We start from the raw sequence: 18,634 nt of genomic DNA, 5'->3' as shown, positions 1-18,634 counted from the left end.
CGGCTTGGCAGTCTGGCAGGTGACGCACTGGCATGGTGGCGGGTGCCTTGCCTCTCCCCCTCTGGGGGCTTGTCCCTCCCCCTTCCACCTGCCTTGCGTCAATGGTTCGCTTGCTTGCGTGGTCGCGGTGAAGCGGTCGCGGCGTGGCGGTGACGGATGCACGGAACGGCGCTTACCCGGCTTGGAAGGATATGCGCGGCGGGTGCTGCCTAGCGTGCTAGCGATGGAAGGGGGAAGCTGGAAGCCGGATCACTCAGGACGCAATCCGACGTTCTGGAAGCTTGTGTGACTCGCAGCACTGTTAACACGCAAGCGGGGCTCTTTCCCGTTCCCTTGCGTCCCCCTGCCCTCTTCGAGTGCTGTTTATTCGGGTCGTATAGGATTGCTACCAGGCGAACGCCCTATTGGTTTTGCTGGCTTTTTTGGCGGGCTTCGAACCGGAGCACAGCTCGACACCCTATTTTCCTCGTCTAACTCTCTGATTTAAATGGATAACTTTTGCGGATTTCGGCTGAAAAACCGGTCTACTTTTGGCAGCTGTGAACGGGTAGCAATACGTTTCTGCAAATTTTCTTTTTCAATGTTTTCAATATGATATACGGTTTCGGCATGTTTTTCGTAATTTAGGGCTTTTACTCAATACGAAACGTATTATCTTGTTCATACCGAATGGAGAAAAGCATTCGGGACGGCAAGCCGGTTAGGCGGTTCGCCGGGTTCTTTGAAAACAAGATGACGGTTTCTTGCCAAGCTTTCGGCAGGTGTACCAGAGACGTGACGGACACTCGTTCGTGTGGTTTCTGGCGATTGAAAGAAAGCTTGGACGAACGAGAAACGCGGTCACGAATCAGGCGACCCAATGACAAGGCGAAAGCGTGTCAGTAGCTGGAAACTCAAAACCAGTGTTGCGGGGAAGGACGTGCGGCAAGGTACGGATATCAAAACACTTGCATCGGTGAAGGTTCCGGCCGAACGCTCTTAGAGCGGTGGCGGGAGAGATTGCGAAGCATGGATCAACATGCACTGGAAAGGCGAAAGGCTCGCTTTAGGAATAGCAATAGGCACGGCAGGGAGCGGCAACGCTCTCAGGTGGCGGAAAGATAGCTGGCAAAGGGAGAAAATCCCTTAAGTGCTGCAACCCTTCAACCGATACAGGCACGGGATTTCAGAGAACAAACAACCGAATAACCGAAACATCAAAGTTTCTAAGGGCCTGCCGGTCTCACTCTGGCGGGCCTTTTCCATTGCGACGGCAAGGCGAACGGCCTTGCTCTTTCAGTGGAAGGGCGAACGAGATGGAAGAACTACGGGCAATTCAGGCGTTGGAAAACCTTGCGGCTTACATGGAACGTCGTGCGGCTTCCCACCTTCGAAACGGCAACCTTGCCGGATCGATCACGGCGGAACAAACGGCACGGTCTCACCGGAAAGAAATCGAACGCCGGAAAGACGAGGCCGCAATGGCCTTGTGATTGCAGCTTTAAGGGCATGTCTCCGAGCATGCCTTTAGTGAAGCAATCGCTTCAAACCCGCCAATCATGGCACAAATGGAGAAATGGTTATGGCTAAGTTCGTTGTTCTCACTGGTTCCAAGCTCAATTCGGCAATCAACGGTTTCGGCAAGGTGGTTTCCACCTTTTCGGAGCGCGAGCACCAGCTTGCATATTCGGCATTGAACCATGTCGAATTGCACAACGATCCGAAATACCTCAACGCGCTTTACGCGGTGACTCCGGTCAACTACCGCAAGGGTCTCGTTTCGTGGTCAACGGCTTTCGGCAAGGTCTCGTTTGACAAGGCAACCAGTGTCTTCACCTACGTCAAGGGGAAGGCTTCGAAGATGGATGAGGCGATGGAAATCGCACCTGCCAACTATGAACGCTCGGCAGGCAAGGCGAAGTCCGAAAAGGAATTCGATGAAGTCGCCTATCTGGAAAAGGTGGTCTCAACCCTGACCGAAAAGGGCGCGTCTCCTCGCATTCTGCAGGCGGTCAAGGGAGCTTTGACGCTGGCGAAGACTCCGAATGTCGTCGTCGCTCCGGTCAAGGCGGAAAAGCCTGCCAAGGCGAAGGCCGTCAAGGCGGCACCGGCGGCCGCACCGGAGCAGGCGGAAATGGACATTGCCGCCTGACAGATACGCGGTTGGTCCGTAATCGATGGGGGGAGGCATTAGCCTCCCCTTTTCCATGTCCCTACGCAAGGGCGCCGTGGTGCGCCTTTTCGCGGCGACATGCCGAACTCGCAATCATGCAATGAAGGAGATTTGAATTGGCAATTGCCTTTGATACACTGGGTTACGCGAAACGCCTCCGTGACGTAGGCGTAGAGCAGAAACTCGCCGAGGCCCACGCCGAAGCCGCACGGGATTTCATCATGGCAGAACTCGTAACAAAGTCAGACCTGACCGCTGCATTGGACGCGGTGACGCTCCGGCTCACCGTCCGCCTTGGCAGCATGCTTTTCGTGGCCGTCAGCGCCCTCGCGGTGCTGACAAAGCTGAACTAAAAGCTCTCCCCCTCTACGACAACTAAAGCCGCCTCCGGGCGGCTTTTTTCGTTCCCCCCGCAATCATGCGACCTATGGAGATTCCCGCATGTTCAACGTGTCCACCCGCAAGGTGGGCCGAGTCCGCCTCGTGCGGATAGGCCGCCTTTGTATCGCTTTCGGCCTTCTCAACATCCGTCCCGCGTCCCGGCGCAATCCCGTTTGGCTTTCGGTTGACGGCACTCGTCTCCGCCTTCCGGAGATCGCCGCATGAAAACGCTAAGCCCTTCCCGCTACGTCGTCCTCCCCAAGCACCGCCGAGACGGCACCCTTTGGGTTCTGGCGGTCAAGATCGGCCGCGGTCTCGCCCGACCTATCGACACCTACAGGGAACGCTCCGACGCCATCGCCGCCGCACGGGACTTGGCTGCCTTGGAGCCTGTGTCATGAATGATAAAGGTCGCGATTCCGTCCGCCCGCTCATTCGACTGCCAGACTCGCCCAAGCCGGACACGGTCACAGTGGTAACGGCGCTTTCCATCGCGCTTATTCTCGCCTGCTGGGTGCTTGCCCTTCGCTGGGTGGAATATCTGGACGCGATCAAGCCCACATGAACCGCCGCGCATTCTTGTTCACTCTGGCTGCCACCTTGGCCGCGCCGTTGCTGCCCGAACCTGAAGATCCGCCTCCATAGGTGGGTTTTTGCACGTCATCCACCGCCCGCCGATCAACCGCACCACGGAGGCACCCCATGCGCGGGAACCGTTAAAGCCCGCTCTCATTCCACCGGCAGGACTATGCGCGCCGCTGCCTGCCCGCGATATCAGCGCCGCGCGACACCCCGCAATTATGCACAGAGGGATATCTCATGCCGATCGCTATCAACATCACGTTCCGGAATGACAACCAGAACACGATCTTGAACCGCCTTAGCGCCCGCCTGGGCCGCGAGCCCACCAATGCAGAGGTGAAAGAGGAAATCTGCCGCATTCTCCGCGAGGCTCGGAAGGAGACCCGCTATGCCTGAACTGCCCCCCATGGCCGCCGCATACGCCGCTCACCTTGCCGCCGATGAGGAATGGATGGACGAGATCCGCCGCACCTTCCCGCGAGAATGGGCTGGCGACGTCCGCTATACGCCCCGCGCCCATGGTGAGCCAGGCACGCCGCTCCGGGCTGCCTATGAGCGCTATCTTTCCACCCGGGAAGCGTGGGAACTCTTCCTGCCCTCTCGCGAGCGAACCGCCGCATGAGTCACGCTGGCGGCTTCCCCACGCTTGCGACGGTCGCCCTCGTGCTTTTCCAAGGCGCCACCGGCATAATCTCCAACAGCAAGCCCGCACCCGCACCAGCGCCCGCCCCTGTTGCGCTGGCACCCATTCCCGCTCCGCCAGCTCCAACACTGGTGGAGTCGTTCGCAGAATTGCCTATCGCTGGCCCGGTCCCGTTGCCGCGCCCGAAACCCGTCAAGGCCGCATACCGCGCGCCTAAACCGAAACCCGCGCCGATCCACCGCCCGCCCGTGCAAATCGCACCGGCGGGCTTTTCTGTGTCGATCCGCATAAGCCTGTGAGGCTTCCCATGAACGCCGCTCGTGCCGCCCTTACCCGCGCCGTCAACCGCGCAATAGCTGAAGGTGCACCCATTTACGTCAACCAGCCCGCAACCGACTTTGAGGACGACGACTCCGCCGACAAGGCGGAGTTTTCGTTTAAGGAGCTGTCACCCCGCGCGAAAGAACGAGCCCGCGACGACTACCGCGCCGAGGGCCTGCATTACGACTGGTGGGACTCGATCTATGACGACGCCATCTTGATCGCCGGTGTGATGGGCATTGAGATCGACGACAAGCGCGAACGCCTGCAAAACGGCGAGACGGTCACCTCGCCCGCAATCTATTTCACGGGCTTCTCCAGCCAAGGCGATGGCGCGTGCTTTACTGGCGATTGGCGCCCGGTGAGCAATCCGCTCGCCTCCCTCTCCGCCGTCATACGCCACGCCCCGACGGATGAGCGCTTGCATGAGATTGCGTTCTCCCTGGCCGACATATCGGAACGGTGCAACGCGCTCATCCCGGACGCAACGGTGACCATCGAGAAAGGCACCTCCAGCTATTGCCACGCCTATTCGGTGTCGATCGACGCAGACTTGCCCACGCCTGACTCGCTGGACGAAGACAACCAATTGCAGGTGATGACCTGGAACGCGCTATGTGGTCGATATGGGCTCATTTACGGCCCTTTCGTGGAGGAGGTCGCCGCATGCCTCCGCTCGTTCATGGACTGGATCTATCGCCAGCTGGAGGCGGAGCACGAGTACCTTACGTCCGACGAGGCGGTGGACGAGGCGCTTGCCGACTTCACCTTCGACGAAGACGGGAACACGGTCGGATGAACGCCGATAGCATCCGCCCCGTGTTCCGCTATGTCGGCCGCCTGACAACGCCGGATCTGGAAGGCCAAGGCATCGTCTACAGGTTTGATTGTGGCAAACCCCGCCGCCAGTATCACCTCGTTTTCCAGACGGATTCCCGGCGCTTCCGGGCTGGAGTTAAAATCCACAACGGGTTCGGCACCACAAAGCGCCTGCCGCGCCCGCGTAAGCTTGCCGAGCTATTCCTGTCGATGATCCCGCCGGAAGAGAGAGCGCGGTGCTTGGCCGCATCACTCGCGGCCTGACTTCTGTCCACGCAATCCCGCGTGTAGATTCCACCGCCCCCGCCACTCATGGCAACCAAAGGAGACTGAACGTGAATTCCATGACCCCAGCTACCCTCTCTGCCTCCACCTCCACCCTCGCCAGCCGTGCGATGATCGTCAGCGTGACGATTTCGCAGTGGTCCGGCCGCCGGCTTGATCGGCAGGTGACGCAGGAGCTCAACGACTCCCACAACGCAGCATCCGACGCCTCCCGCGTCAACAAGCTGCTGGTGAGCAAGGAAGCGCTCGCCGGCATTCAAACGCTCGTCAGCGAAACCCGCAACGGCTTCTATGAGCGCACCCTGCCGTGGCTCAATGACGGCGGCCGCATCATCAGCGCCGACGGCTATCTCCCCTTCACCGCGTGGATGCGCGTCCAGTCCGCCAAGTTCCAGCGCGAGGTGGATAAGCTGGTGAACGACTTCGACCAGCACGTCACCGACGCGCAAAAGCGCATGGGCAAGCTGTTCAAGGCGACCGACTACCCGACCAGCAACGAGATCCGGGAGAAGTTCGGCATCGTCTATTCGGTCCTGCCCGTGCCGACCTCGACGGACTTCCGCGTCGACATGAGCGAGGCACACGCCGCCCTCATCCGCGCCGATATCGAGGAGCAGCTGCAGAAGGCGACCGAGAACGCGGTCCGCGACGTCTACCAGCGCGTTGCCACCCTGACAGAGCGCATGGTGGACCGCCTCAACAGCTTCACCCCCGGCGAGCGCACCGGCGGCTTCCGCTCCAGCCTCGTCGAGAACATCGCGGATCTGGTGAGCGTCATGCCGTCGCTCAACATCGTCGGGTCGCCCGAGCTGGACGCCCTTGGCGAGCGTCTGAAGGCGCTCACGAAGTACGATGCCGCGGCCCTGAAGGAAGACGCGAACGTCCGCAAGGACACCGCGGCCGAGGCGCAGCGCATCTTGGACAGCGTGTCCGACTTCCTCGCCTGATCCCATCCCTGCCCGGTAGGTGTGGAGACCGTAAAGGCAGGTTCACCCCGAACGTCAACAGCCAGAGGAGGCGGTCATGAAGTAATCGAGTAACCCGCCGCAACACGTGGGGACGTTGGCCGGAGCCAGCGTCCCTTTTTCTCGCAATCATGCACAAAGGAGAGCCCATTGACCGGCCTCAGAACAGGAACGTTTGCCCGGGCTTTGCTCATCCCGGCGCTCGGCGAAGCAAAAGAAATCCGCATGGAGCCACGCTTCACAAGGGAGCCAATCTCGACTTGGATCAAGCGGCTTCTGCCCGACGCATTCGATGAACCCGTCGAGCATGTTGCCGTGCTCTACGAGGGCGAACGCCGCGACATGTTCGTCGGAGAGACCAGCAACATCAACGGCCGCCACATCCGCAACGTTAGGGCGACCGAAATCTACCGCAACAACATGATGACCCAGCGCCCGGCGATGGACCCGGAGGAGCTGCCGCCCATATGCGGCCCGGCCATCCTGTTTCCGGATGAGATCATTTGGAAGTGACATGCCCACCGGACTCCTGATCGGACCCTACGCCCGGCAGGTAGTTTTCGGACGGCTCAAGTTCTGGTTCGCCTTCCGCTCCGACGAAGGAAAGACGCTTCGATACGAGGCGCTGATCGGGCCACGCGACAAGACGTTCAAGATGCGAGCCCGTGATCATTGGGGAGCCAAAGCGCCGAAGTATGGCGCCAACTTCCACGACTACCGCCTGCCGGAAGACCTCTCACCCTTCCCGCAACTGTCCTACCCGCGCTTCCCGCGCGACAAGCTTGCCGATGCCGCTTTCTCCATGGTGCGCGGCACCGACATTGCCGACCTCACCCGCTTGAGGATCGGCCTTCCCATCGACCCAGCCGAATATGGCAAACAAGGAGACGACCAATGCACATTAAAACTGCTGCCCTGAACCTGAACGACTACCTCGATGAGGACACGCCGGCGTTCATGTGGGGCCCACCCGGCTGCGGCAAATCGCAGGCAACACAGCAGATTGCGGATAGCCGCGGCTGGAACCTGATCGACTTCCGCGCTTCCACCCGTGACTCGGTCGCCCTCATGGGTCTGCCCGATATCTCCGGCGACACCACGAAATGGAAGGTGCCCGACGAGTTTCCACAGGTGGAGCGCGACGGTCCGGAAGGCATCCTCTTCCTCGACGAGCTCAACGCCGCGCCGCCGTCGATGATGGCCGCCATGTTCGGCCTGGTCCTCGATCGCAAGGTCGGCGACTACGTGCTCCCCAAGGGCTGGCGCGTGGTTGCAGCTGGTAACCGCCAGACGGACCGCGCAGCAGCACAGCGCATGCCGACGGCGCTCGCCAACCGCTTCGCTCATATCGATGTCGAGGCGGACACAAGCGCCGGCCACGACAACGTGCATGTGGAGCACTTCAACAAGATCGGCATGGACCCGATCATGATTGCCTTCCTCCGCTTCCGGCCGCACCTCATCCACAAGATGCCGGAGTCCTCCGATGACCGCGCCTTCCCCACCCCCCGCTCGTGGGAACAGGCGGCCAAATACATCGGCAAGGACTCGAGCCGGCGCTTGTCGCTGGTCTCCGGTGTGGTCGGCGATGGTGCTGCCGGCGAGCTGGAAGGCTTCATCCGCGTCTATCAGAAGCTCCCGTCGCTGGATCTGGTCCTCGCCAACCCGAACAGCGCGCCGCTTCCGGATGATCCGTCGGCACGGTTTGCCATCTCGGCAGCACTGGGCCGTCGCGCCGATGCCAAGACCTTCGAGAACGCCATGACCTACATCCGACGCATTCCTGCCCGTGAGTTCGAGATCATGATGGCGGTCGATGCCGTCCGTCGTGACCCGGGCCTGTCGCACACTCAGACCTTCACGGATTGGGCGGTGCGGAACCAGGATGTGACCCTTGGATAAGGGGGTGCATTGGATCGCCGGTCCGCTGTCCTACAAGACGGCGGACGCTGGCGTCTATCCCGATCGGATCGTGCAGATTTGCAAGTGGGAGTTCATCGGCGTCACACCCGCCGGTGAGATCCGCCGGTGGCACCTGTGCTTCAGCCTCGAGACGAAGAAGTTCACGTCGAATCCTCTGACGGTCACCTATTGGGACAAGATCCATGCGAAGGATCTGGCGGACATCTACCGCCCGATCGCAGTGCTCCGCCACATGCTCCCAAAGGGCAGCGTGGCTGTCGCCATGAAGTCGATGCTCAAACCCGAAGACATCGCTGAAGTGACGGCGATATCACTCCGCGGAGGCCGCATGGATGGCTAAGTTCAAGGCAGTGTGGGGCCCGTACCGTGAGGAGATCAAAGGCTACGGCTTCAAGTGGTTCTTCTCCTGCGTGCTCATGGACGGCGACGTGCGAGGCTACACGCTGACCTTCTTCCTCGACACCCGCAAGTTCCGGGTGAAGCACCACACCGGCGGCAACGAGTCCAAGTATGCGAAGCGGCTGGCCGAGCAAGGCAGCCTCGACATGCTGCCCGAAACGCAGCGCGGTGTGATCGAAGGCGCCCGCGTCACCGACATTCTAAGAGACCGCCTGGGCGATGAGCGTATCGCCCGGGCCACAATAGCCGCCCTCAACTACGGGAGGAAATGATGCCGATCATTCGCAAAGTCTTCGGGCCTTTCGCACCGGAGGAGACGCGAGTCATCCTCGACGGGAAGCCGACCACGCAAGAGCTGCGCTGGTATTTCTTCGGCATCCGCGGCGATGGTGAGATGTCCCATTGGGTTCTCACCTACACCCCCAAGACCCGCAAGTTTCTGGCGAGCAACACCGGCAAGCCCTCGCTGGATGGTCGGCGAAACCGCATGGGCCTTCGATCCCAAGGCATCGAGGCTGAAGCCGGCCCCTGCATTCACCCCAAGATGTTCATCGAAGGTGACGCCACGCTCACGCAGGAAGGCAACGTCACCGACATCCTGAAATCGAAACTCTCGGCTGCCGACATCGCAAGGGCGACGGCACTGGCAATCACACGGAGGTAACAGTGCCCCGCACTTACAGCGTCAAAGAAGTGAAGCCCTTCAACTGGCTCATCCGCGACCGGACCAGCAAGGCCTGCACGATGGAGATCCGGCTTGAGTATGACGTGATCGACCGCCGCTTCAACGGAGATTACCGTCGCCGCTACAGCAAGGTCAGCCCATGGCAGAAATGGCGAGCAGCAAAGCCGGATGAGATCGACATCGGCAAGGAAGCGATCGGTCCCAGGGCGCTGGCCGCATGTGTCGCAGCCTCGATAAGCCCGACAATCTGGCAGCGCGCATCCAAGGCGGCGGCCACTCGACAAGCCGACACCCATGCCGCCGACGCCGTCGGCTACATGAAAGATGCGTGGAACGCGATGCACCCATGACCAGCGAAGCCCGCAAGCAAGCGTGGCTGGCGAATATCCGCCCGCCTCAGCCTGACGATGGGCTGCAAAATTGGGCCTACATCTGGCGCTTCCGCCGCAAGCGAGACCGCGATCACGAATACTGCTTGTGCCTGCTCACCGACACCCGGACGTTCAACGTCTACATCATCCGGAGGGATAGGCCGATCGGCCAGATGAACGCCAGCAACCATCACCTGGCCGGCATCCTCCGAACCCAACTCACTCAGCAACAATTGGCCGTCGGGTTGGCGGCCATCCTCACCCGCAACCATGCACAAGGGACATGACCATGAACGTCCAAGACAAGATCCTCGCCGCGCAGACCGGCCTGCTGTGGGACCACCCATTCTTCGGTGTGCTCATGCTGCAGCTGAAGAAGATCGATGCGACCGATGACCCGCGCATCGACACGATGGCAACCGACGGCCGCCACCTCTACTACCACACGCCGTTCGTCATGAGCCTGAAGAAGGACGAGCTGGTGTTCGTCCTGGCCCACGAGGTCATGCACAATGCGCTGAAGCATCACACCCGCCGGCAGCACCGCAAGCCCGGCCGGTGGAACAAGGCGGCCGACTACGCCATCAACGGCGAGCTGGTCGAGTGCAAGGTGGGCAAGATGCCGGAGTGCGGGCTGCTCGAGCCGCGCTTCACCGGCCTGTCCGCGGAGGAAATCTACCGTATCCTCGACGACGAGAACAACGGCGACGACTCCGACGAGAACAGCATGGACGGCGGCGGTTGCGGCGGTGTCCTCGACGGCTGCGCCCCACATGACCAGTCGACCATTGCCGAGCTCGAGGCGGAGATGAACGTGCAGATCCAGCAGGCCGCCATGGCCGCCAAGGGAGCGCAGGCTGGCAAACTACCCGCCAACATCGCCAAGCTCGTGGAAGAGCTGCTCCGGCCCAAGGTCGACTGGCGCGCGATGCTCCGCCGCTTCATCGACGAGAGCATGACTCGGGATTTCAGCTGGTCGAAACCGAACCGGCGCATGTTGCCGCTCGGCTTCGTCACCCCCGGCACGATCAGCGACGGCGTCAGCCATGGCATCATCGTGCAGGATTCCTCCGGCTCCGTCTTCGACGACAAGCCTTGCAAGGACTTCGCGGCGGAGATCAACGGCGCATACATGGAAGGCGCGATCGACAAGCTGACCGTGATCTATGCCGACGCCAAGGTGCAGGCGATCGAGGAGTTCGAGAACGGCGACGAGCTGGTGCTCCGGCCGGTCGGCGGGGGCGGTACCGCTTTCCGCGACTCCTTCAACGTTATCATGGAGCGGTTCCCGGAAGCGCGGTTCATCATCTACCTGACCGACCTCGAGGTCTACGACTTCGGCAACGATCCGGAAATCCCGGTCCTGTGGGGAGTCTACGGTGACCCGCGTAGGTTCGACGAGCTGACGGCGGATCTGCCGTTCGGTGAGCCGATCAGCATCAGCTTTTGACGGCTGGCCTCTCAACTAGGCTTTGCCGCCAATCGCCATCGTAGCCGAATTTCGGTGCCAGCATAGGCTCGCTGAACCAGAAGTCTGTGAACGCAGCGACATCCGGGGCGCAGAACCAGTGTGCCTCGCCATCCTTGTCCATCGCCCACCACCGCGCCGCCTTTGGCGCTTTATTCCAGTCAATGTCTGGCATGCCGGGATTATGGGACCGGATGCGGACGGAGTCCACCCCGCCAGCTATGGCAACAAAGGAGAACCCCCATGACACCAGACAATGCAGACCGCGCATCCTACGCAGCTCTGGCTATCGACGCCTTCACCCTGTCCCACCCCATGCACGGCGAGGACGACCAGACGAAGGCGAAAGACCTGGTCACCAACGTCTTCCACTTCCTTCGCCTCCGCTGCCAACTCGATGCCGACACTGCACGGAACGTGATGCAGAGCGCGATCAACATGGCGGAGATCGAGGCGAACGAGGACAGCGACGGCGAAGACGACGAGCCCGTGCTCCGCACCTACGGCGTCCGCCTGTTCGCCACCTTCCGCGGTGAGTGCGACACCGAAGTGCAGGCAACAAGCTTCGACGAGGCCGTCGCGAAGGCAACGACCTTGAGGCACGACGACTTCAACTACTCGATCGATGACGCCATCGAAGGCGACCAAACTATGATCGTCTATGGCCCGGACGAGGACGACCCCAACGACGACGACAAGTGGGGCGGCGATGGCGTGGAGATGGACATGCGCAAGGACGGCGAGCCCTTCAGCTGGGAGGCCTGCCATCTGGTGAAAGAACTGGCTGCCCTCGCCGAGATCAAGAACGAGACGCACCACTCCGCAGAGTTGGCGAAGCTGATCGACCGGGCCAAGGCCTTCTGCACCAAGGAGGCATGACCATGAAGAGCACGACTCACGAAATCACAATCCGGGTGCGGTTCGATGCCCTGCTGTCCAAGAAGCAGGCGGTCTATGCGGTCCGCAACCACCTCCAAGACCACACCATCTACGGAGACGGTCGCCTTAACCCCATGGCGGCCGAGCCCTACAGCGTGGCGAAGATCCGGGTGCCGAAATAGATGGTTGACCCGGCCCGCATCCGGCACCGCATCACCGAGATCTACATCGCGGCCTCATTCAGCACGAAAGACAGAATCTATATCGACTTCAGCAATGGTCGCGCCCCTCGCTGGTATGCAATCTACATGGTCGAGCAAAGAGTCTTCGGCACCTGCACAAGGCTAAGCGCTGACGGCGTCGGCACCATCGATGTGCCTGACAAGCTTCGAGAGTATCTGATCTCGATCATCCCGCCACACATTATCGCTAACTGCACCGCCGCCTCGCTCGGCGTTGCCACCTGACCACACCGCAATCATGCGAAAGGAAGAGACCATGCCCATCAAACGTATCGGCTATGCCCACGCTGCTGACATTGATAGCCTGGCCGGCGACACCACATCGTGGAGCGTCTTCATCAAGAAGCAGCCCCGTAAGGACGCCAACGGCATCGAGGTCTTCGCCAGCGTGAAGGATGATCCGAAGGCGAGGTTCAGCGATGCTGACGCCTACACCCACCTGCAGATGGAAGCCGCCCTCTGCGCCTGGGAATGGTTGTGCGAGAACCGAGACCACGATCTGCTGAAGGACTACTTCGAAGGGCTCGGCTCGTCCGCCATGCGCCACTGCTCCGTGCAAGCCGGCGACATTGCGCTCCGGGTGCATACCCACACGGAGTCGCAAGGCTACGAGTTCGTGAACGCCTACGATTGGGAGTTCGTGCCGGAAGTCCTTCGCCGGCTAGACTGGAAGCTCCTCACCGAAGACAACCAGTACAACCGCGAGCCTTACCACCCTGACATCCACACCATCTTCGTCTCCATGGTGGCCGCCGACAAGGGGAGCACGACGGACCCGAGCAACCGAGACTTCCAGCGCAAGAAGATGACGCCGGAAGAATACATCACAGCTTGCCGGGCCGAAGCCGAGCGCCAATGGGGATACGGTGACCTCGTGTCCGACCACCCGGAGCGCATCACCGCTGCAATGGAAGCCGGGCAGACGCCGACCGAAATCACCTATGAGATCGGCAAGAAGTACGACCTGATCCCGCGCACCGGATACCTTGGATGATCGACCTCGACTACTGGAACGTCCGGCGAGATGGCCGCCTCATCATTCGCCCCGGAATCAAGCCAGGAGCCCTGTATATATCGTTCGACCCCGCAAGCAGGCGGTTCACGGCGCACAACTCCTATCCCCTGCACGCTACCGACGGGCTCACCATCGAGCCCGATCGCATCGACCCCCGGGCTGTGGCCGAAACCACCGCCTACTCTATCCTCCGCCGGTAGGTTAACCGGCAACCACCCCGCAATCATGCGAACCACGGAGACTACCCATGAACGCACTTGCCAACATCGCCGCCTCTGTTTCCACGGCGTCCCTTGACTATTCGGTTTTCAAAAAGGCCATGGTCAATGCCTGCAAGGTGGTCGAGAAGAAGAACACCATCCCTGTCCTGAACACAGTGCTCATCACCTCCAACCGCAAGGGCGTGAACGTCATCGGCACGGACATGGACGTCTACAGCACGACGCTGGTCGCCGGTAAGGCCGACAGCGACTTCCTCGCGATCGTTGATGCCCACAAGCTGAAGGGCATCATGGACAAGGTGAAGGACGCAGCCAACATCAACTTCACCCTGGACGGTGATAGCCTGGCCGTGTCGATCGGCAAGTTGAAGCTCACCCTGAAGCAGGAGCACGAGCGGTCGGACTTTCCGGAAGACGCTGCGTTCCGCACCGCTCTCGGCAAGTCGAACGTCAGCTTCATGGTGCCGGCGGCCACACTGCTGAAGGCCATGTCGAAGATCCAGCTCGCTATCTCAACAGAGGAGACGCGCTACTACCTCAACGGCGTCTTCATGCACCTCGCCCACGACAACCGGCTGGCGTTTGTTGCGACCGACGGTCACCGCCTGGCTCGCTTTGAGATCCCGGCGCCGGCTGGTGCGGAAGCGATCGAGAACGGCATGATAATCCCGCGGAAGACGGTTGGCGAGCTGCTGCGCCTCTTGAAGCGGAAGGATTGCCCGATCGATATCATGGTCTCGGTGACCGACAGCGGCGTGTCATTCCTCATCGGCGAGGATGAGCTGCTCGAGTCAAAGGTCGTCGACGGCACGTTCCCGAACTACCTGCGGGTCATCCCGACGCAGAACCAGCACAAGGTTCCGGTCCGGACGGCAGCCTTCATCGACGCGCTCAAGCAGGCCTCGTCCATCTCGGCCGAGAAGAGCCGATCGTCAAAGCTGACCCTGGCACCGGGCGAGATCGCCATCACCTGTTACGACCCGGACTTCGGCCACGCATCAACCGAAATCACCGTCGATCACGACGTCACACTCGAGATCGGCTTCAACGCCGGTTACCTGCTCGAGATCCTGGCGCAGCTGGACGGTGGCGCAATGCTCGAGCTCGGCGGCCCGGGTGACCCGGCTATCGTCAAGGACGGCGCGGATGACGACGTCACCTACGTCATGATGCCGATGCGGGTTTGACCGGGCACGGTACGGGCGCATTTGCGGAAAGAGGATTACCCCTGCCAGCGACCCGAGTATTGCAACTGGCCGACGAACACCTTGGCGTCGGCCTCATCTCGAACGTTGACTACGATATTGGCCGCCTGCTGCATCCGGATTTCATCTCGCGCAAGACCAGTCACAATCATCGCCACCTCTCTCCGAACAGCTTCTTGGTCAGGGAGGTTAACCCCTTCGTCATCTCTTATCGGGCCTTCACCACCAGAGGAGTTATTTCGGATGCTAACGGCCCACGTCATTCTCGTGCCGCACTGCTGCAGCTTTACCTGTAAAAGCTATCAATCCCGACTGAAAATCGGCGCCTTTTTTTGGCTACTTACTTTCCGCAGGACGCTTTCATCGATCTCAACGAAATACTTTCCATTGATATGCATTATCACAGCATTTGGTCTAATTGTTACGCCCCATGTCACTCCTAAACCGAGCGAGATAGCAACCGAGCTTTCAAGCCCTAACGCACGGAAGTGAATACCGAAGTTAGAACGCAAGTTAGATTCAGGCAATTTATGGTGAAACCGTAAAAGTAACGAGTTTGGTTTATAACTTCTCATCGTGAGCGAAAGATCGGGTAAGCGTGTACTTCCCCGGAATTTAAATTCTTCGGGAGCACTGTATCGCTCGTTGACCTCCACACGATCTAAGATTTCCTTATACTCAGTCAATAGAGTGGTGGATTCCATCGCGCTGATCACCGCGCGTCGATATTCGCTCGATGCGTGTTCTAAGATCAACTTTACAGCAGCGATGGGGACTTCGCCTGCTAAAGCGTTGGCCAAATCCTCCGCCGGTAGGCGCGACCAAATGTTAGCGTTCGTAAGCATTGTCCCAGTAGTATAGATCAGGTCTTCTCCTGCTCCGCCATCGAGAGGGGTCACAGCCAGAAAATGCTTCAATGAAGAGATAAAAGTTTTGAGTCCTTCAGACGAGGTAATCACTTCCTGAAGCGCAGGCATTTCGGATGGTTCAAAATCCCAAAATATTATCATTGTGAGTTTCCTGGCTGCCAAAAGCTTACGGTGAGTTCGATATCGAATTCCATAAACCTACTGGCTGCAGCAGCCAAATGAGCCTGCGTTTGATTTGGGCGGGTGCCATACCTCCCGGACCGATTTGATATGATCCACTTATTTGCAGCAGCGGAATACTTAATCTCTCCGCCGATCCGAGCATGCTTGTTGCGGGCAATTACTAAAGACGGATGTCCGAGGCGCACATGCCCGGGCTTTGAACTTTGGCTGCGAGAAAGAGGATACAGGTATGCACCCGTTTCCGCATCAATGACCTCCTCTATTGCAGTCCAGACATCACCTGGTTTGTCGATCAGCCAAAGCATAGGATGCGTCCGGTGCAACACACCAGGAAGCCTCAACCCATCACATGCCAATTCCATATAGCGTCTAATGAGTGGCGCAGTATCCTCGTCCAGGCGCTGGAGACTTTGTGGGCTAAAGTGGCGTTCAGGGTCTTCGATGGTTCGTCCGGCGGGATCGCAACAGCCGAACATGGCGTCAAGCTGCTGCTCAAAGCTTGGCAAAGCGATCGGGGATTCCATTCTGCTTCTCTTCATTGGCAATTATTGCGAGATGAAATGAAAAGGCACTCCCAATTGCAAGTATTATTTTCGACCTAGCGCAACTTAAACGGCCATAAGTTAAAGCGGCCCCGTCTCCGGAGCCTCCCAGAGAGTTCGGTAAATCACTTTCTACTTCCACCACCGCCCGGCTTCGGCTGGCCGGAGCCACCTGTCGATCCCCACTACCGCCGCCTGTCTGGGGCTTGGGTTTACCTGGCTAAGTTCCACGATACATCATTTCGTCTCTGTTGGCGCCACAAGGAGGTATGGACCAGGGATGGGTTTTCAACCCCAGGCCTTAACATCTTAGCAATTCCCCCCCGCCGCCTATGGCATCAACGGAGACCAGCATGAACGCAATCGTATCCCGCAACACGGTCGAGCAGATCGTCGCCTATCGGGACAAGGCACTCGAGTTATTCGGAGTCGCCCACGCCAAGATCGAAGAGGCTCACGAGGCTGAGCTCGCGGCAATCGACATGGCGAAGCGCGCCTTCCCCCGCACCAACGCCTACAACGCGGCGTATGAAGTCGACACTCGGCGCGCGCTCCACCCGCTCAGCCGCTCGCCCCTCGACGACTACATGCGGGAGAAGCGGCACATCATCGACTTGAATGTATGGGCATGGGTGGTCAGCCACACCGAGCTCGAGCACCTGATGGACCGACAGGCGAAGGACCAGCTGCGCGAACAGATGTCCCACATCATCGAGGAGCCGACGGAGCCCGGCCAGTTGATCACCGAGGAGCAGGCCGCCAAGGGCATGCCGCCGGTGACCGTCGAAAACGTCCTCGCAACGCTCGAGCAGTTCATGATGGACGCCGACATGATCTTCCGGCGCGGCATGGCGAACGCCTTCGCGAAGCTCGACCGTCGCTTCCGATCCCACAACGGGTTCAAGGTCGGAGCCCGCGTGATCCTCACCCGCTGCTTCAATGACTACGGCAGTTGGAACTGGAGCTCCCACAAGGACGAGCGCTCCACGCTGATCGATATCGAGCGAACGTTCACCATCCTTGACGGCAAGCTGAACGAGGTTCGCAAGCAGGACGAGGAAAATGAAGCAGCCCGGCGCCAGAAGCGGCCCGCCGACTACTTCACTAAGACCATCGGCGAGATCGACCTCGCCCGCCACGGTCAGACCGGCGCTCGCCAGACCGAAGTTGAGACCGAGTATTTCAATGTCCGCATCTTCAAGAACGGCAACGCTCACCTATGGTTTACGCGGAAGGATCTCGTCGCCAAGGTGAACAAGCTGATCGGCGAATACTATGGCGAAGTGCTGGCCGATGGCCGCAAGGTGGACGACGATCCGCTTTCACCGGAGAAGGCGAAGACGGCACCTGCCCGCTACTTCGGCTTCTACCCTACCCCGGCGGCCGCTGCGCAGCGTATCCTCCGCAACTCTCCCGTCTGGCACCGCTTGAAAGAGAGCGATCGCCTTAAGATCCTGGAGCCGTCTGCGGGTACCGGCAACCTCGCCGTCGCGTGCTACCCCGACTACGAAAAGAGCTGGGACCAGGAGCGGTACCGCGTCGACCACGTCGTCGACTGCATCGAGATCCAGCCGCACCTGATCCCGGATCTGAAAGCCAGGAAGCTTGGCCGAGTCTTCAATGCGGACTTCATATCGATCGAGCCAGAGACCACCGGGCTGTACGACCTGGTGGTCATGAACCCACCCTTCGATCGGGAGCGGGACATTGACCATGTCGTCCACGCCCTGAAATTCCTCAAGCCCGACGGGAAGTTGATCGCCATCATGTCGGCCGGCACCGAGTTCCGACAGACACACAAGTCGGTCGCGTTCCGCCAGCTGATGGAGGATATGGGCGCACGGTGGGAAGATCTCCCGCCTAACTCGTTCTCGTCGGTCGGGACGAATGTGAATACCGGCTTCATCACCGTCAGCAAAAACGGCAAGAAGCGTGACCGATACGATTGGCCGACTTGGCATAAAATAGATTAAGAGAAAGCAGACATGCTGCAGAACACAGGGATCACCATGAGCATCAAGCCTGCCTCCCGCCTTATAGCCAAGGCATTACCCCGCAACGGCCGGTTCGCCGGCCAGTTCGCCTTACCCGGGCTGATCCCTGACTTGGTACGAGACGACAACGGCGTCCGCACCTTCGACGACGAGCGGATGGCGGAAATTGCGGCGATGGAGGCGGTCATCCGCCTCTACGAAAGCCGCACGATAGATACCAGGAAGGCCGGCGGCTACATCCGGCTGACCGGCGCCGAGCTGGCTGTGCTCATTGACGAGATGAATACGACCCCCACCTACTTCGCGGAGATCTGCGGCGTGCCGCAAAGCAGGGTCATGAAATGGCTGGACGGAGAGCAGGACATCCCGCACTCCGTCCACGTTCTTGCCAAGCTGCTGGTGGTGAACAAGGCCAACTTCGATGTCGCCGAAAAGGTTACCCAGGACATGCAGGAGGAAACATGAAGACTGCAATAAACGACTTCAGGGT

General features: G+C 59.9%; 30 protein-coding genes. 28 read left to right on the top strand and 2 right to left on the bottom strand.

Features of this window, described 5'->3' with window-relative positions; genetic code table 11:
- Nucleotides 1-1,295 precede the first annotated feature (1,295 nt).
- The 26 genes from PMI07_RS35060 (at nucleotide 1,296) to PMI07_RS35045 (ending at nucleotide 14,852) form a co-directional block, all read left to right on the top strand.
- On the top strand, nucleotides 1,296-1,472 hold the full coding sequence (locus PMI07_RS35060; RefSeq protein ID WP_155956601.1) for a hypothetical protein: 177 nt from the start codon (nucleotides 1,296-1,298) through the stop codon (nucleotides 1,470-1,472).
- A gap of 89 nt (nucleotides 1,473-1,561) precedes the next feature.
- Nucleotides 1,562-2,131 (top strand): hypothetical protein, encoded by a 570-nt coding sequence (locus tag PMI07_RS21680; RefSeq protein WP_007752871.1) that lies wholly within the window; start codon nucleotides 1,562-1,564, stop codon nucleotides 2,129-2,131.
- Between the two features lie 137 nt (nucleotides 2,132-2,268).
- Nucleotides 2,269-2,505, top strand: a complete 237-nt coding sequence (locus PMI07_RS21675; RefSeq protein WP_007752874.1) for a hypothetical protein — start codon at nucleotides 2,269-2,271, stop codon at nucleotides 2,503-2,505.
- A 249-nt stretch (nucleotides 2,506-2,754) separates the two neighbouring features.
- Nucleotides 2,755-2,934, top strand: coding sequence for a DUF2188 domain-containing protein (locus PMI07_RS21670; protein ID WP_007752878.1), 180 nt, complete (start codon nucleotides 2,755-2,757; stop codon nucleotides 2,932-2,934).
- Nucleotides 2,931-3,098, top strand: a complete 168-nt coding sequence (locus tag PMI07_RS35055; protein WP_007752879.1) for a hypothetical protein — start codon at nucleotides 2,931-2,933, stop codon at nucleotides 3,096-3,098. The genes PMI07_RS21670 and PMI07_RS35055 overlap by 4 nt, the downstream gene beginning before the upstream one ends.
- A gap of 254 nt (nucleotides 3,099-3,352) precedes the next feature.
- Complete coding sequence (locus PMI07_RS35050) at nucleotides 3,353-3,511, top strand: hypothetical protein (protein WP_007752880.1); 159 nt, start codon at nucleotides 3,353-3,355, stop codon at nucleotides 3,509-3,511.
- Nucleotides 3,504-3,737, top strand: a complete 234-nt coding sequence (locus PMI07_RS21665; RefSeq protein ID WP_007752889.1) for a hypothetical protein — start codon at nucleotides 3,504-3,506, stop codon at nucleotides 3,735-3,737. Before PMI07_RS35050 ends, PMI07_RS21665 begins: the two co-directional genes overlap by 8 nt.
- A gap of 328 nt (nucleotides 3,738-4,065) precedes the next feature.
- Entirely contained in the window at nucleotides 4,066-4,878 is an 813-nt protein-coding gene (locus PMI07_RS21655) for a hypothetical protein (RefSeq protein WP_007752891.1), read from the top strand.
- Nucleotides 4,875-5,162, top strand: a complete 288-nt coding sequence (locus tag PMI07_RS21650; protein WP_007752894.1) for a hypothetical protein — start codon at nucleotides 4,875-4,877, stop codon at nucleotides 5,160-5,162. The genes PMI07_RS21655 and PMI07_RS21650 overlap by 4 nt, the downstream gene beginning before the upstream one ends.
- Before the next feature lie 71 nt (nucleotides 5,163-5,233).
- Nucleotides 5,234-6,130, top strand: a complete 897-nt coding sequence (locus tag PMI07_RS21645) for a DUF3150 domain-containing protein (protein WP_024164017.1) — start codon at nucleotides 5,234-5,236, stop codon at nucleotides 6,128-6,130.
- A 168-nt stretch (nucleotides 6,131-6,298) separates the two neighbouring features.
- Complete coding sequence (locus tag PMI07_RS21640; protein ID WP_007773866.1) at nucleotides 6,299-6,661, top strand: hypothetical protein; 363 nt, start codon at nucleotides 6,299-6,301, stop codon at nucleotides 6,659-6,661.
- A 1-nt stretch (nucleotide 6,662) separates the two neighbouring features.
- Nucleotides 6,663-7,067, top strand: a complete 405-nt coding sequence (locus tag PMI07_RS21635; RefSeq protein WP_007773865.1) for a hypothetical protein — start codon at nucleotides 6,663-6,665, stop codon at nucleotides 7,065-7,067.
- Nucleotides 7,043-8,050, top strand: a complete 1,008-nt coding sequence (locus PMI07_RS21630; RefSeq protein ID WP_007773864.1) for an AAA family ATPase — start codon at nucleotides 7,043-7,045, stop codon at nucleotides 8,048-8,050. Before PMI07_RS21635 ends, PMI07_RS21630 begins: the two co-directional genes overlap by 25 nt.
- On the top strand, nucleotides 8,043-8,411 hold the full coding sequence (locus PMI07_RS21625) for a hypothetical protein (RefSeq protein ID WP_007773863.1): 369 nt from the start codon (nucleotides 8,043-8,045) through the stop codon (nucleotides 8,409-8,411). Before PMI07_RS21630 ends, PMI07_RS21625 begins: the two co-directional genes overlap by 8 nt.
- On the top strand, nucleotides 8,404-8,742 hold the full coding sequence (locus tag PMI07_RS21620) for a hypothetical protein (RefSeq protein WP_007773861.1): 339 nt from the start codon (nucleotides 8,404-8,406) through the stop codon (nucleotides 8,740-8,742). Before PMI07_RS21625 ends, PMI07_RS21620 begins: the two co-directional genes overlap by 8 nt.
- The gene (locus PMI07_RS21615) at nucleotides 8,742-9,134 is read left to right on the top strand and encodes a hypothetical protein (RefSeq protein ID WP_007773860.1); all 393 of its coding nucleotides are present in this window, start codon (nucleotides 8,742-8,744) and stop codon (nucleotides 9,132-9,134) included. Before PMI07_RS21620 ends, PMI07_RS21615 begins: the two co-directional genes overlap by 1 nt.
- Before the next feature lie 2 nt (nucleotides 9,135-9,136).
- Nucleotides 9,137-9,505 (top strand): hypothetical protein, encoded by a 369-nt coding sequence (locus PMI07_RS21610; RefSeq protein ID WP_007773858.1) that lies wholly within the window; start codon nucleotides 9,137-9,139, stop codon nucleotides 9,503-9,505.
- Nucleotides 9,502-9,813, top strand: a complete 312-nt coding sequence (locus tag PMI07_RS21605) for a hypothetical protein (protein WP_024164016.1) — start codon at nucleotides 9,502-9,504, stop codon at nucleotides 9,811-9,813. Before PMI07_RS21610 ends, PMI07_RS21605 begins: the two co-directional genes overlap by 4 nt.
- A 2-nt stretch (nucleotides 9,814-9,815) precedes the next feature.
- Nucleotides 9,816-10,976 carry a VWA-like domain-containing protein gene (locus tag PMI07_RS21600; protein ID WP_007754765.1) on the top strand — a complete coding sequence of 387 codons (1,161 nt, stop codon included), beginning with the start codon at nucleotides 9,816-9,818 and terminating at the stop codon, nucleotides 10,974-10,976.
- A gap of 261 nt (nucleotides 10,977-11,237) precedes the next feature.
- Nucleotides 11,238-11,873 (top strand): hypothetical protein, encoded by a 636-nt coding sequence (locus PMI07_RS21590; protein WP_007754763.1) that lies wholly within the window; start codon nucleotides 11,238-11,240, stop codon nucleotides 11,871-11,873.
- Nucleotides 11,874-11,875: 2 nt separating this feature from the next.
- Nucleotides 11,876-12,055 (top strand): hypothetical protein, encoded by a 180-nt coding sequence (locus PMI07_RS21585; RefSeq protein WP_007754757.1) that lies wholly within the window; start codon nucleotides 11,876-11,878, stop codon nucleotides 12,053-12,055.
- Entirely contained in the window at nucleotides 12,056-12,340 is a 285-nt protein-coding gene (locus tag PMI07_RS21580) for a hypothetical protein (protein ID WP_007754756.1), read from the top strand.
- Nucleotides 12,341-12,371: 31 nt separating this feature from the next.
- On the top strand, nucleotides 12,372-13,109 hold the full coding sequence (locus tag PMI07_RS21575; RefSeq protein ID WP_007754755.1) for a hypothetical protein: 738 nt from the start codon (nucleotides 12,372-12,374) through the stop codon (nucleotides 13,107-13,109).
- A complete protein-coding gene (locus tag PMI07_RS21570; protein ID WP_007754754.1) occupies nucleotides 13,106-13,330 on the top strand; it encodes a hypothetical protein in 225 nt (74 codons plus the stop codon). The genes PMI07_RS21575 and PMI07_RS21570 overlap by 4 nt, the downstream gene beginning before the upstream one ends.
- 47 nt (nucleotides 13,331-13,377) lie before the next feature.
- Nucleotides 13,378-14,538, top strand: coding sequence for a DNA polymerase III subunit beta (gene dnaN / locus PMI07_RS21565; protein WP_007754753.1), 1,161 nt, complete (start codon nucleotides 13,378-13,380; stop codon nucleotides 14,536-14,538).
- Nucleotides 14,535-14,852 (top strand): hypothetical protein, encoded by a 318-nt coding sequence (locus PMI07_RS35045; protein ID WP_155956600.1) that lies wholly within the window; start codon nucleotides 14,535-14,537, stop codon nucleotides 14,850-14,852. Before dnaN ends, PMI07_RS35045 begins: the two co-directional genes overlap by 4 nt.
- A 6-nt stretch (nucleotides 14,853-14,858) precedes the next feature.
- On the opposite strand, the gene PMI07_RS21560 is transcribed toward PMI07_RS35045, so the two are convergent.
- Together PMI07_RS21560 and PMI07_RS21555 are read right to left on the bottom strand one after the other, a co-directional pair.
- Nucleotides 14,859-15,566, bottom strand: coding sequence for a hypothetical protein (locus PMI07_RS21560; RefSeq protein ID WP_007754751.1), 708 nt, complete (start codon nucleotides 15,564-15,566; stop codon nucleotides 14,859-14,861).
- Nucleotides 15,563-16,132, bottom strand: a complete 570-nt coding sequence (locus PMI07_RS21555; RefSeq protein WP_007754747.1) for a hypothetical protein — start codon at nucleotides 16,130-16,132, stop codon at nucleotides 15,563-15,565. Before PMI07_RS21555 ends, PMI07_RS21560 begins: the two co-directional genes overlap by 4 nt.
- Before the next feature lie 371 nt (nucleotides 16,133-16,503).
- On the opposite strand from PMI07_RS21555, the gene PMI07_RS21550 reads away from it, so the two are divergent.
- Together PMI07_RS21550 and PMI07_RS21545 are read left to right on the top strand one after the other, a co-directional pair.
- Complete coding sequence (locus tag PMI07_RS21550) at nucleotides 16,504-18,123, top strand: DUF4942 domain-containing protein (protein WP_007754745.1); 1,620 nt, start codon at nucleotides 16,504-16,506, stop codon at nucleotides 18,121-18,123.
- Nucleotides 18,124-18,135: 12 nt separating this feature from the next.
- Nucleotides 18,136-18,609, top strand: a complete 474-nt coding sequence (locus PMI07_RS21545) for a hypothetical protein (protein WP_007754743.1) — start codon at nucleotides 18,136-18,138, stop codon at nucleotides 18,607-18,609.
- The last annotated feature ends 25 nt before the right edge of the window (nucleotides 18,610-18,634 follow it).

The organism is Rhizobium sp. CF080 (assembly GCF_000282095.2).
Taxonomy (GTDB): Bacteria; Pseudomonadota; Alphaproteobacteria; order Rhizobiales; family Rhizobiaceae; genus Neorhizobium.
Note: the sequence above shows the minus strand (reverse complement) of the source record. Positions and strands in the feature narration are given on the sequence as shown.